The organism is Streptomyces sp. NBC_01190 (genome assembly GCF_045039895.1).
GTDB lineage: Bacteria > Actinomycetota > Actinomycetes > Streptomycetales > Streptomycetaceae > Actinacidiphila.
The window spans coordinates 6,186,629-6,199,829 of record NZ_CP108580.1; the positions used below are offsets into that span (position 1 = coordinate 6,186,629).

Below are 13,201 nucleotides of genomic sequence, written 5' to 3' on the forward strand. Positions count from 1 at the left end.
CCCGCGCGCCTACGGTGAGGGCAGCCGATCGACGGCGCGTAGCGACCATGTGCAGGAAAGGGCGGACCACCGTGACCACCTCAGCCGCAGCCCCCTCCGCGTTCTGGCTGGCGGGGCGCCCGGCCACCGGGCAGGACAGCTTCGACGTGACCAGCTCGTGGGACGGCGCCCTGGTCGGCCGGGTGAGTGTGCCGACCGACGCGCAGGTCGAGGAGGCGGTGGCGGCGGCCGCCGGGGCGCAGCGGGAGTTCGCCGCGACGTCCGCGCACGTCAGGGCCGCCGCGCTCGACCATGTGGCGAGGGAGCTGGCGGCGCGGGCCGAGGAGGCCGCCCGGCTGATCACCGCGGAGAACGGCAAGCCGATCAAGTGGGCGCGCGGCGAGGTGGGCCGGGCGGTGTCGGTGTTCCGCTGGGCCGCCGAGGAGGCCCGCCGCTTCAACGGCGGCGAGGCGCAGCGGCTGGACACCGACCCGGGCGGCGTGGGGCGCCTCGCGCTGACCCGGCGCTTCCCCCACGGCCCGGTGCTCGGCATCGCGCCGTTCAACTTCCCGCTCAACCTGGTGGCGCACAAGGTCGCCCCGGCGATCGCGGTCGGCGCGCCGATCATCCTGAAGCCGGCGCCGGCCACTCCGCTCTCCGCGCTGCTGCTCGGCGAGATCCTCGCCGGGACGACCGGCCTGCCGGCAGGCGCGTGGAGCGTGCTGCCGGTCGAGAACGACCGGATGCCCGCGCTGGTCCAGGACCCCCGGCTGCCGGTGATCTCCTTCACCGGTTCCGACACGGTCGGCTACCGGATCAAGGACTCGGTGCCGCGCAAGCACGTCACCCTGGAGCTGGGCGGAAACGCGGCGGCCGTGGTGCTCGCCGACTGGTCCGGCGAGGAGGACCTGGAGTGGGCGGCGACCCGGATCGCCACCTTCGCCAATTACCAGGGCGGCCAGTCCTGCATATCGGTGCAGCGGGTGATCGCGGAGAGCGCGGTCTACGACGCGCTGGTGGAGAAGGTCCTGGCGAAGGTGCGCGGCCAGGTCACCGGCGACCCGGCCGACGACGCCACCGATGTGGGTCCGCTCGTGAACGAGGCCGCGGCCGAGCGGGTGGCGAGCTGGGTGGACGACGCGGTGGCCAAGGGCGCCAAGCTGCTCACCGGCGGCGAGCGGGACGGTGCCGGCTACGCGCCGACGGTGCTCGCCGAGCTGCCGGGCGACGCGATCCTGGCGCAGGCCGAGGCGTTCGGCCCGGTCCTCTCACTGCATCGGGTGAACGACGCCGACGAGGCCTTTGCCGCCGTCAATGATTCGCGGTATGGCCTCCAGGCTGGTGTGTTCACCCATGACATCCAGTTGGCCTTCCGGGCGCACCGGGAGCTGGAGGTCGGCGGTGTGATCATCGGTGACGCGCCGTCGTACCGCGCCGACCAGATGCCGTACGGCGGGGTGAAGGACTCGGGCAACGGCCGCGAGGGCGTGAAGTTCGCGATGGAGGACTACACCTACGAGCGGGTGCTGGTCCTCACCGGCCTCGACCTCTGAGGGCCCGGTAAGAAGCGTGGAGGCGGGCGGCGGGCGGCTGTACGGCCGAATGCCGTCCGCCTGGCTTGTTCGCGGGATCGCGGGTAGTACGGACAAGTAGCACCGGTCGGTAACCGGCTACCCGGAGGTGACGCAATCGTGTCCGCACCCGCCGCAGTACGCAACGTCTCGGAGCGCGAGGCCCGGCAAGTGGCCGAGGCCGCCAGAGAACAGGACTGGCACAAGCCGAGCTTCGCCAAGGAGCTCTTCCTCGGCCGCTTCCGGCTCGACCTCATCCACCCGCACCCGCAGCCCGAGCCGGAGGCGGTGGCCAAGGGCGAGGCGTTCCTCGCCCGGCTCCGCGACTTCTGCGAGCAGCACGTCGACGGCCCGCTGATCGAGCGCGAGGCCCGGATCCCGGACGAGACCATCCGCGGCCTCCAGGAGATCGGCGCCTTCGGGATGAAGATCGACGAGGAGTACGGCGGCCTCGGCCTGACGCAGGTGTACTACAACAAGGCGCTGGCGCTGATCGGTACGGCCAACGCCGCCGTCGGCGCCCTGATCTCCGCCCACCAGTCGATCGGCGTGCCGCAGCCGCTGAAGATGTTCGGCACCGAGGAGCAGAAGAAGGAGTTCCTGCCCCGCTGCGCCCGGACCGACATCAGCGCCTTCCTGCTCACCGAGCCGGACGTCGGCTCGGACCCGGCCCGGCTGGCCACCACCGCGGTGCCGGACGGCGACGACTACCTGCTGGACGGCGTGAAGCTGTGGACCACCAACGGCGTGATCGCCGACCTGCTGGTGGTGATGGCCCGGGTGCCCGCCTCAGAGGGCCACCAGGGCGGCATCACCGCCTTCGTCGTCGAGGCGGCGGCCGAGGGCGTCACGGTGGAGAACCGCAACGCCTTCATGGGCCTGCGCGGCCTGGAGAACGGGGTCACCCGCTTCCACCGGGTCCGGGTCCCGGCGGGCAACCGGATCGGCGCCGAGGGCGCCGGTCTGAAGATCGCCCTGACCACCCTCAACACCGGCCGCCTCTCGCTGCCCGCGGCCTGTGTCGGCGCAGGCAAGTGGTGTCTGAAGATCGCCAGGGAGTGGTCCACCGCCCGCGAGCAGTGGGGCAGGCCGGTCGCCCGGCACGAGGCGGTCGGCGCCAAGATCGCGTACATCGCGGCCACCACCTTCGCCCTGGAGGCCGTGGTCGACCTCTCCTCGCAGATGGCCGACGAGGACCGCAACGACATCCGGATCGAGGCCGCGCTCGCCAAGCTCTTCGGGTCCGAGGCCGCCTGCCGGATGGCCGACGAGCTGGTGCAGATCCGCGGCGGCCGCGGCTTCGAGACCGCCGACTCGCTGGCCGCCCGCGGCGAGCGCGCCGTGCCGGCCGAGCAGTTGCTGCGGGACGTGCGGATCAACCGGATCTTCGAGGGCTCGACCGAGATCATGCATCTGCTGATCGCCAGGGAGGCGGTGGACGCGCACCTGTCGGTGGCCGGCGATCTGATCGACCCGGACGCCACCATGGGCGACAAGGCCAAGGCGGGCGCCAAGGCCGGCTCCTTCTACGCCCGCTGGCTGCCCAAACTGGTCGCGGGACCGGGCCAACTGCCCAACGCGTACGCGGAGTTCGGTCCGCTCGCCGGCCATCTGCGCTATGTGGAGCGCAGCGCCCGCAAGCTGGCCCGCAGCACCTTCTACGCCATGTCCCGCTGGCAGGGGCGGCTGGAGACCAAGCAGAACTTCCTGGCCAGGATCGTGGACATCGGCGCCGAGCTCTTCGCGATGAGCGCCGCCTGCGTACGCGCCGAGCACCAGGCCGCCACCGGTGACCACGGACAGGAGGCCCGGCAGCTCGCCGACGCCTTCTGCCGGCAGGCCCGGGTCCGTACCGACGAGCTCTTCGACCGGCTGTGGACCAACACCGACGGCTCCGACCACCGGCTCACCAAGGCCGTGCTCAACGGCTCCATGGACTGGCTGGAGGCGGGTGTCCTCGACGTCAGCGGCGAGGGGCCGTGGATCGCCGACACCACCCCCGGGCCGTCCCGGAAGAAGAACGTGCACCGGCCCGTCACCCCTCGTTGACCGCCCGGCCGGCTCTCCCTGTCGACCGGCCGTCCCGCACCCAGCGGGACGGCCGGTGGCCGGTTTGTCCACAGGCGTGCCCGGTCCCCCGCGCCGAACCGGACCCCGGCAGGACACAATGGCCCCCATGACGGACGCACTCGCAGACCCCCACCACCGCCCGCACGTCACACCGTCGCCCGGCGGCGGTCCCCGGGACATCGTGATCCTCGGCTCGACCGGCTCGGTCGGCACCCAGGCGATCGACGTGGTCCTCCGCAACCCCGACCGCTTCCAGGTCGTGGCGATCTCCGCGGCCGGCGGCCGGGTCGAGCTGCTCGCGGAACAGGCCCGCACGCTCGGGGTGCGCACCGTCGCCGTCGCCGACCCCGCCGCCGTGGCCCCGCTGCGCGAGGCGCTCGGCCGGCGCTACGGCACCGACCGGCTGCCGGAGATCCTGGCCGGCCCGGACGCCGCCACCGAGGCCGCCGCGCTGGAGTGCCACTCGGTGCTCAACGGCATCACCGGCTCCATCGGTCTGCGGCCCACCCTGGCCGCCCTGGAGGCCGGCCGGGTGCTGGTGCTCGCCAACAAGGAGTCGCTGATCGTCGGCGGTCCGCTGGTGAAGGCCCTGGCCAGGCCCGGGCAGGTGATCCCGGTCGACTCCGAGCACTCCGCGCTCTTCCAGGCGCTGCTCGGCGGCAGCCACGGCGAGGTCCGCAAGCTGATCGTCACCGCCTCCGGCGGCCCGTTCCGCGGCCGGACCCGGACCGAGCTGGAGGCCGTCACCGTCGAGCAGGCGCTCGCCCACCCCACCTGGGACATGGGCCCGGTGATCACCATCAACTCGGCGACCCTGGTCAACAAGGGCCTTGAGGTGATCGAGGCGCACCTGCTCTACGACATCCCCTTCGACCGGATCGAGGTCGTCGTCCACCCGCAGTCCTACGTTCACTCGATGGTGGAGTTCAGCGACGGGTCCACCCTCGCCCAGGCCAGCCCCCCCGATATGCGGATGCCGATCGCCCTCGGCCTTGGCTGGCCCCACCGGGTGCCGGGCGCCGCCCCCGCCGTCGACTGGTCCAAGGCGTCAACATGGGAGTTCTTCCCGCTCGACGACGACGCGTTCCCGTCGGTCGCGCTGGCCCGCCATGTCGGTAGCCTCGGAGGCACCGCGCCAGCGGTGTTCAACGCGGCCAACGAGGAATGCGTCGAAGCCTTCCGTACCGGCCGGCTGTCGTTCACCGGGATCGTGGACACCGTCGCCCGGGTGGTCGAGGAACACGGAGCGCCCGCCGCGGGAACTCGACTGACGGTCGCGGACGTACTCGAAGCGGAGACCTGGGCCAGGGCCCGGGCCGCGGAACTCGCACAGGCATCGGAGGCAGCAGGCGTATGACGGCTCTCATGACGGTCCTCGGCATAGTCGTCTTCGCCGTCGGGCTGATGGTCTCCATCGCCTGGCACGAGCTCGGCCACCTGTCGACGGCCAAGCTCTTCAAGATCCGTGTGCCGCAGTACATGGTCGGCTTCGGCCCCACCCTGTGGTCCCGGCGCAAGGGCGACACCGAATACGGCTTCAAGGCGATCCCGCTCGGCGGCTACATCCGCATGATCGGCATGTTCCCGCCCGGTGAGGACGGCCGGATCACCGCCCGCTCCACCTCGCCGTGGCGCAGCATGATCGAGGACGCCCGCTCGGCGGCCTTCGAGGAGTTGCAGCCGGGCGACGAGCACCGCCTCTTCTACACCCGCAAGCCGTGGAAGCGCGTCATCGTGATGTTCGCCGGCCCGTTCATGAACCTGATCCTGGCCTTCGGGCTGGCCCTGACGGTCTTCATGGGGATCGGCATCAGCAAGCAGACCACCGTGGTCGGCCAGGTCAGCGACTGTGTGATCTCCCAGGCCGACACCGCCAAGCGGGACGCGGCCAACCCGTGCCGGCCCACCGACCCGGTGGCGCCCGCCAGGACGGCCGGCTTCCAGGCCGGCGACAAGTTCGTCGCCTTCAACGGGCGGCCGGTGAAGAACTGGGCGGACCTGTCCAAGGACATCCGCAAGGGCGCGGGCACCGCCACCGTCGTGGTCGAGCGGGACGGCAAGCAGCTCACCCTGCACCCCACCATCACCACCAACGTCGTCGCCAAGACCGACGGCGACGGCAACCCGGTGGACGGCACCGTGAAGGCCGGCTTCCTCGGCTTCAGCCCGGCCAGCCACATCGAGCCGCTCGCCTTCACCGACTCCGTCGGCCACATGGGCGACATGGCCCGCCAGGGCGTCGACTCGCTGGTCCGGCTGCCGCAGCGCATCCCCGACCTGTGGAACGCGGCCTTCAACGGGGCGCCGCGCAAGGCCGACTCGCCGATGGGCGTGGTCGGCGCGGCCCGGGTGGGCGGCGAGGTCTTCTCGCTGAAGGAACCCGCGATCGACCGGGTCGCCACCATGGTGATGCTGGTGGCGGGCTTCAACCTGTCGCTGTTCCTCTTCAACATGCTGCCGCTGCTGCCCCTTGACGGCGGCCACATCGCCGGCGCCCTGTGGGAGGCGGTCCGCCGGCACACCGCCCGGGCGTTCCGCAAACCCGACCCCGGCCCCTTCGACGTCGCCCAGCTCATGCCGATCGCGTATGTCGTGGCCGGAATCTTTGTGTCCTTCACCCTTCTGGTCCTGATCGCTGACGTTGTCAACCCGGTCAAACTGAGTACGTAATGCTTTGGGTCGGGTGAGAGTCGTGGGCGCGGTGCCGTAATCTCGAAGCACGTACCCGCCCACGACGGGACCTCGTTCCAACCTTGGGGATGCCACGCAGATGACCGCGATTTCGCTCGGTATGCCGGATGTTCCGATCAAGCTCGCCGACCGCCGCAAAAGCCGTCAGATCCAGGTCGGAAGTGTCGCTGTGGGCGGCGACGCACCGGTCTCCGTGCAGTCGATGACGACCACCAGGACGTCCGACATCGGCGCGACCCTCCAGCAGATCGCCGAGCTGACCGCCTCCGGCTGCCAGATCGTCCGCGTCGCCTGCCCCACCCAGGACGACGCCGACGCGCTCTCCACGATCGCCAGGAAGTCCCAGATCCCGGTCATCGCCGACATCCATTTCCAGCCGAAGTACGTCTTCGCCGCGATCGACGCGGGCTGCGCCGCGGTGCGGGTCAACCCGGGCAACATCAAGCAGTTCGACGACAAGGTCAAGGAGATCGCCAAGGCCGCCGCCGCGGCCGGCGTGCCCATCCGGATCGGCGTCAACGCCGGCTCCCTCGACCGGCGGCTGCTGGAGAAGTACGGCAAGGCCACCCCGGAGGCGCTCGCCGAGTCCGCGCTCTGGGAGGCGTCGCTCTTCGAGGAGCACGACTTCCGCGACATCAAGATCTCGGTGAAGCACAACGACCCGGTGGTCATGGTCGCCGCCTACCGGCTGCTCGCCCGCAGTTGCGACTACCCGCTGCACCTCGGCGTCACCGAGGCCGGCCCCGCCTTCCAGGGCACCATCAAGTCCGCGGTCGCCTTCGGCGCGCTGCTGGCCGAGGGCATCGGCGACACCATCCGCGTCTCGCTCTCCGCGCCGCCCGCCGAGGAGGTCAAGGTCGGCATCCAGATCCTGGAGTCGCTCAACCTCCGCCAGCGCCGGCTGGAGATCGTCTCCTGCCCGTCCTGCGGCCGCGCCCAGGTCGACGTCTACAAGCTCGCCGACCAGGTGACGGCGGGACTCGAAGGCATGGAGGTGCCGCTGCGCGTCGCCGTCATGGGCTGCGTCGTCAACGGCCCCGGCGAGGCCCGCGAGGCCGACCTCGGGGTGGCCTCCGGCAACGGCAAGGGCCAGATCTTCGTCAAGGGCGAGATCATCAAGACCGTCCCCGAGTCGCAGATCGTCGAGACCCTGATCGAAGAGGCGATGAAGCTCGCCGAGCAGATGGAAGCGGCGGGTGTCGCCTCCGGCGAACCGCGGGTGAGCATCTCCTGAACCCCGTCGATGACCGGTGTCCCGCGCGCTCCGGGTACCGCGGACCGGGCCCGGAGCACTGCCTGCCGGCCGGGAGGTAAAGTGCCGGAGTCACTCCCCGCCGTCGTCCGCGGCCCGTACGGTGAGGCGCCCGCATGCTGACCCACTCGACCGCCCGGGTGCTCGACCCGGGCGACCTCGACGCCGCCCTCGCCGTGCTCGGCCGCGACCCGGTGGCCAACGCCTTCGTGACCTCCCGGGTCAATGTCGCGGGGCTCGACCCGTGGCGGCTCGGCGGCGAGATGTGGGGCTGGTACACCGGCGGCAAACTCACCTCGATGTGCTACGCGGGCGCCAACCTCGTACCCATCTGCGCCACCCCCGAGGCCGTCGCCGCCTTCGCCGAACGGGCCCGGCGGTCCGGCCGCCGCTGCTCGTCCATCGTCGGCCCCGCCGAACCCACCGCCGACCTGTGGGCGCGACTCGAACCGCACTGGGGACCGGCCCGCGAGGTCCGCGCCCACCAGCCGCTGATGACCACCCGGACACTGCCGGTGGACGTCACCCCCGACCCGCTGGTCCGCCGGGTCCGGCGCGACGAGATGGAGGTGCTGCTGCCCGCCTGCGTGGCCATGTTCACCGAAGAGGTCGGCATCTCCCCGCTGGCCGGTGACGGCGGTCTCCTCTACCAGGCCCGGGTCGCCGAACTCGTCACCACCGGGCGGGCGTTCGCCCGGATAGAGAACGGCGAAGTGGTCTTCAAGGCGGAGATCGGCGCCGTCACCCGGCACACCTGCCAGATCCAGGGCGTCTGGGTCGCCCCCGGCCACCGCGGCCGCGGCCTGTCGGAGACCGGCATGGCCGCCGTCCTCCACTACGCCCTGCGGGACGTCGCGCCCGTCGCGAGTCTGTACGTCAACGACTTCAACACCCCCGCCCGCGCCGCCTACCACCGGGTGGGCTTCGCCGAAGTGGGTGCCTTCATGAGTGTGTTGTTCTGAAGGACCGATAGGGTCGCGGCTCATGGAGAACGTGGTGGTCGGCCCGGTTGATCTCGTCCCACGGGTGGACGAGGCACTGGCCGTACAGGCGGTGGCGTTCGGGCTCGGCCCCGACGAGGTGGCCATCCGACGGCAGATCGTGCTGCGGCACCTGGCCTGCCCGGGCGCCCGGGCGCTCGGCGCCTTCGGCGAGGACGGGCGGCTGGTCGGATTCGTCTACGGCCTGCCCAACGACCGTACGCACTGGTGGTCGAGCGTGGTGCAGCCCTATCTGCGCGGGCAGGGCAACGACGACTGGCTCGACGGCGCCTTCGTCATCACCGAACTGCATGTGCTGCCGGACTTCCAGAGCCGCGGCATCGGCCGCCGGCTCATCACCGACATCACCGACACCGCGGCGGAACCACGCAGCATCCTCTCCGCGATCGACGGCGACAGCCCGGCCCGCCACCTCTACCACGCGCTCGGCTACCGCGACCTGGCCCGGCCGGTGCACTTCCCCAGCGCGAACCGCCCCTACGCGGTGATGGGCGCGCAACTCCCGCTGCTGCGCCGCGTCACGTGAGCGCCTGACGCCGGACAACGCGGGACACCGAAAAGACGCGCGACGCCGGATAAGCAGTGGGGCGGGCCGCCCCGCGCTGGATATCCTCGCCGGAATCCGCCCGGACCCCCGGCACCACAGGAGGCCCCGCCATGGTCCTGCGCATGTCCCGACTGCTGCTCACCACGCTGCGCGACGACCCGGCCGACGCCGAGACCACCAGCCACAAGCTGCTGGTCAGGGCGGGCTATGTGCGCCGCTCCTCGGCCGGGGTGTGGAGCTGGCTGCCGCTCGGCAAACGCGTCCTGGACAACGTCAGCCGGATCGTCCGCGAGGAGATGGACGCCATCGGCGGCCAGGAGGTGCTGCTGCCCGCGCTGCTGCCCCGCGCGGCGTACGAGGCGACCGGCCGCGCGGCCGAGTACGGCGACCTGCTCTTCCGGCTCAAGGACCGCAAGGGCACCGATTACGTGCTCGGGCCCACCCATGAGGAGATCTTCACCCAACTGGTGAAGGACCAGGTCACCTCGTACAAGGACCTGCCGGTGATCCTCTACCAGATCCAGACCAAGTACCGCGACGAGGCCAGGCCCAGGTCCGGGGTGCTGCGCGGGCGCGAGTTCCTGATGAAGGACGCCTACTCCTTCGACACCACCGACGAGGGACTCGCCGAGGCGTACCGGCTGCACCGCGAGGCGTACCGCAGGATCTTCCAGCGGCTCGGCCTGGACTTCCGGATCGTCTCCGCGGTCTCGGGGGCGATGGGCGGCTCCGCGTCCGAGGAGTTCCTGGCGCCCGCGGCGGCCGGCGAGGACACCTTCGCGGACTGTCCCGCGTGCGGCTACGCGGCCAATACCGAGGCGGTCACCTTCACGGCTCCGGCCGCGCCCGCCGACGCCGGCCCCGACCCGGTCCTCCAGGAACTGGACACCCCCGGCACCCCCACCATCGAGACCCTCGCCGCGCACCTCGGCGTACCCGCCTCGGCCACCCTGAAGAACCTGCTGGTCACCATCGACGGAGAGCTCACCGCGGTCGGGGTGCCCGGCGACCGCGACGTGGACCTGGGCAAACTCGCCGAACACCTGGCGCCCGCCGTGGTGGCACTCGCCACCGCCGAGGACTTCGCCGCCCGGCCCGATCTGGTCCGCGGCTACGTGGGGCCCCAGGGGCTCGGCATCCGCTACTTCGCCGACCCCCGGGTGGCGCCCGGCACCGGCTGGATCACCGGTGCCAACAAGCCCGGCCGGCACGCGGCCGGCGTCGTCTGCGGACGCGACTTCACCGTGGACCGCTACCTCGACGTGGTCACCGTACGGCCCGGCGACCCCTGCCCCCGGTGCGGCGCCGGACTGCGCCTGGACCGGGCCATCGAGATCGGCCACATCTTCCAGCTCGGCCGCAAGTACGCCGACGCCTTCCGGCTCGACGTCCTCGGCCGCGACGGCAAGCCCGTCCGCGTCACCATGGGCTCCTACGGTATCGGCGTCTCCCGCGCGGTCGCCGCCCTCGCCGAACAGACCGCCGACGCCCGCGGCCTGTGCTGGCCCGCCGAGGTCGCCCCCGCCGACGTCCACGTCATCGCCGCGGGCAAAGCCGCCCAGACCGAACTGGCCGCCCTCGCCGTCGACGCGCTCCACACCGCGGGCCGCCGGGTCCTCTACGACGACCGCCCCGGCGTCTCTCCCGGCGTGAAGTTCACCGACGCCGAACTCCTCGGTGTCCCTGTGCTGTTGACGGCCGGCCGCCGGGCCCCCGAGGGCGTCGTCGAACTCAGGGACCGCCGGACCGGCGCCCGCGAGGAACTCCCCCTGGCAGCCGCCCTGGCGCGGCTCACGGGCTGAACAACGCGAGGCGACAGGAGAGTTGAGGTCCCTGATCGGCGCGGCCGCCAGGGATCACAGCCAGTCGGCGAACTCCAGGAGCTGTTCGCCGACCTCCTGATCGCCCACGGCCAGTGACCAGACGCCGGCCTCCACCGCGCGGAAGAGGGACCAGCCGCGCAGCCGGCCGGGGTCGACAACCAGCGCCGAGGAGAGCAGGGAGAGCCGACGGCGGGCCGCATCGCGGGGGCTGGGCCGCGCGAGGAGCGTGTCCAGCCGGTCGCGGGCCAGCCAGGCCGCGTCGTACGCCGGCTCGCCGACCAGCGGCTTGGGGTCGATCGCCAGCCAGGGTTCGCGCCCGCCCGCCAGCACATTGCCCTGGTGGTAGTCGCCGTGCAGCAGCACCGGCTCGGGCCCGTCGGCGAGCAGCGCCTCCCGCACCGCCAGCGCCTTGTCGATCAGCGGCCGGGCGTCGGCCGCCCACGGCTGCTCGCCGCGCTCCCGCAGCAGCGGCGCCAGCTCGGCGGTGTACTCCGCGACGGTGGTGAAGGGATGGTCCGAGCCCGGCGGCACCCACAACCGGCGCAGCACCTCCGCCGCCGTCAGCAGCGCCCGGGGTTCGGCGAGCGACCGGGCCGAGACATCCGGCCGGAGCCGCTCCAGCACCATCGCGCCCCGCTCCGGGTCGGCCCGCAGCAGCCGGACGGCCCCGTGCCCGTTCCAGCGGGCCAGCGCCGCGTGCTCCTGCGCCGTCTCCCGGTTCACCATGCCCACCTTGAGCACCGCCGGGTCGCCGTCCACCGTCGTGACCAGCACGATCATGCTGACCGTGCCATCGGTGCCATCGGCTCCGAACACCCGCTCCGGCGTCAGCTCCCACCGCTCCAGACAGTCGGCCACCACAGCGGGCAGCCGGGCCAGCCAATCCCGGCCGGCCTGGCCCGCCCAGGCCCCGATCGTCCGGGTCAGCCGCTCGGGCGGATCCAGGCGGATGTGCGCCGGCCGACCGTTCCGTGGCGCCGAACCCATCCCGCGCGCTCCCCTCGGTGGTCCGTTCGGTGGTCCGTCTCGTCCGTTGTGCGTCTCGTTCGGCTCAGCGGCGGGTCGGGTGCGGCCTTTGGGGCGGGGCGGTCAGCCGCGGTCGGCCAGCCCGGGGAAGGCCACACTGGCGCCACGCCATCGGACCGCGCGCACCGCTGCCTCGCGCAGGGCCGCGGCGGCGTCGCGCCGGACACCGCCGGTCGCCGCTCGCACCAGATCGCCGTAGGCGCCCGCGACCCGCTCCTCCAGGAAGGCCGCCAGCCGCACCGCGGCCGACGGGTCGGTCACCGCGAACGGGAGGGAGTACGCCGCGGCCGCGGCCACCGGCCTGCCGCCCAGGTCGCCGACCGTCCGGCTCAGCGCGTCCCGGCAGGCCCGGTGGGCCTCGTACGCCTGCCGGGCCTCCGCCGCACGCCCCGAGGCCACCCGGCCGCCCACCACGCCGTAGCCGTAGATCGCCGCGTGCTCCGCGGCGAGCGCGGCCTGCGCCGCCTCCAGGACCGTACTCACGCCGTCTCCCCGCTCGATCCGCCGCCCAGCAGCACCACATGACCGGCCCCGGCCGCCGCGACCGAGGCGAGCAGCCGGGCCAGCTCCCCGGGCACCGTGAGCAGCGCGCTCGCCCGGCGGTCGGCCAACTCCCGCTCGGCGGCGGCCAGCGCGGCCAGCGTCTGGGCGGGGGAGGGGGCGGGCGTCGCGGCGGGCGGGGTGTGTCCCGTCGGCGTACCCGTCGCCGGGGCCACCGCCCGGCCGGTCGGCGGGCCGGTCGGGCCGGTCGGCGGGCCGAGGCGCGGCGGTGGCGCCGCCTTGCCGCCGAACGCCCCTACGTGCTCGGCCACTTCGGCCCGCAGTGGGGCCAGCCGGCCGGCCAGCGCCGGATGCGCGGCCAGCGCGCCGTCGTACCGGGCGAGCAGCACCGCGCTGTCCCGTGCCGCCTGGGCCCGCTCCGCCGCTCCGGGCGCGGGCCGAGCGGGCGCCTTCCCCGCCTCCCCGTCGCCCCCGGAACACCCGCTGACGGCCCCGGCGCCCCACACGGCCGCCACCGCCACCACACCCCGCCGGCTCAGCCGAGCCACCTCCCGGATCATGCGGGGAGTTTACGGTGGCGCGCGTCACTTCCGATCACCGCTGTCCCGTGGACACCTCGCGGGTGCTTCTCGCCCGCCATCGTGCGGTTTGACCGGGGGCGGCAGCCGACGCGGGGTGGAAAAAGGGGGTCCGGGACTCCGGTAACGTAGGAGTCCTACACGCGACTTTCCATGACAACA

Annotated in this window: 11 protein-coding genes; 8 read left to right on the forward strand and 3 right to left on the reverse strand. The window is 72.7% G+C overall.

What is annotated here, in order from left to right; genetic code table 11:
- The first annotated feature begins 47 nt into the window (after positions 1-47).
- The 8 genes from OG519_RS26115 to OG519_RS26150 all read left to right on the forward strand — a co-directional run bounded on the left by OG519_RS26115 (position 48) and on the right by OG519_RS26150 (position 10,913).
- Positions 48-1,532: an aldehyde dehydrogenase family protein gene (locus tag OG519_RS26115; RefSeq protein ID WP_405588599.1), complete on the forward strand. Its 1,485-nt coding sequence runs from the start codon at positions 48-50 to the stop codon at positions 1,530-1,532.
- A 138-nt stretch (positions 1,533-1,670) separates the two neighbouring features.
- The gene (locus tag OG519_RS26120) at positions 1,671-3,599 is read left to right on the forward strand and encodes an acyl-CoA dehydrogenase family protein (protein ID WP_405588602.1); all 1,929 of its coding nucleotides are present in this window, start codon (positions 1,671-1,673) and stop codon (positions 3,597-3,599) included.
- Positions 3,600-3,726: 127 nt separating this feature from the next.
- Entirely contained in the window at positions 3,727-4,977 is a 1,251-nt protein-coding gene (dxr, locus tag OG519_RS26125) for a 1-deoxy-D-xylulose-5-phosphate reductoisomerase (protein ID WP_405588605.1), read from the forward strand.
- The gene (locus tag OG519_RS26130) at positions 4,974-6,290 is read left to right on the forward strand and encodes a M50 family metallopeptidase (RefSeq protein WP_405588608.1); all 1,317 of its coding nucleotides are present in this window, start codon (positions 4,974-4,976) and stop codon (positions 6,288-6,290) included. Before dxr ends, OG519_RS26130 begins: the two co-directional genes overlap by 4 nt.
- A gap of 100 nt (positions 6,291-6,390) precedes the next feature.
- The gene (ispG, locus tag OG519_RS26135) at positions 6,391-7,545 is read left to right on the forward strand and encodes a flavodoxin-dependent (E)-4-hydroxy-3-methylbut-2-enyl-diphosphate synthase (protein ID WP_405588611.1); all 1,155 of its coding nucleotides are present in this window, start codon (positions 6,391-6,393) and stop codon (positions 7,543-7,545) included.
- A 134-nt stretch (positions 7,546-7,679) separates the two neighbouring features.
- Positions 7,680-8,525 carry a GNAT family N-acetyltransferase gene (locus OG519_RS26140; RefSeq protein ID WP_405588614.1) on the forward strand — a complete coding sequence of 282 codons (846 nt, stop codon included), beginning with the start codon at positions 7,680-7,682 and terminating at the stop codon, positions 8,523-8,525.
- A gap of 22 nt (positions 8,526-8,547) precedes the next feature.
- Positions 8,548-9,090, forward strand: a complete 543-nt coding sequence (locus OG519_RS26145) for a GNAT family N-acetyltransferase (protein ID WP_405588616.1) — start codon at positions 8,548-8,550, stop codon at positions 9,088-9,090.
- Between the two features lie 131 nt (positions 9,091-9,221).
- The gene (locus OG519_RS26150; protein WP_405588619.1) at positions 9,222-10,913 is read left to right on the forward strand and encodes a proline--tRNA ligase; all 1,692 of its coding nucleotides are present in this window, start codon (positions 9,222-9,224) and stop codon (positions 10,911-10,913) included.
- 54 nt (positions 10,914-10,967) lie between these two features.
- Here the strand turns inward: OG519_RS26150 and OG519_RS26155 are convergent, their stop codons facing one another.
- The 3 genes from OG519_RS26155 to OG519_RS26165 form a co-directional block, all read right to left on the reverse strand.
- Positions 10,968-11,921, reverse strand: a complete 954-nt coding sequence (locus tag OG519_RS26155) for an aminoglycoside phosphotransferase family protein (protein WP_405588622.1) — start codon at positions 11,919-11,921, stop codon at positions 10,968-10,970.
- Positions 11,922-12,023: 102 nt separating this feature from the next.
- Entirely contained in the window at positions 12,024-12,443 is a 420-nt protein-coding gene (locus OG519_RS26160; RefSeq protein WP_405588624.1) for a ferritin-like domain-containing protein, read from the reverse strand.
- A complete protein-coding gene (locus OG519_RS26165; protein WP_405588626.1) occupies positions 12,440-13,021 on the reverse strand; it encodes a hypothetical protein in 582 nt (193 codons plus the stop codon). Before OG519_RS26165 ends, OG519_RS26160 begins: the two co-directional genes overlap by 4 nt.
- Positions 13,022-13,201: the final 180 nt, after the last annotated feature.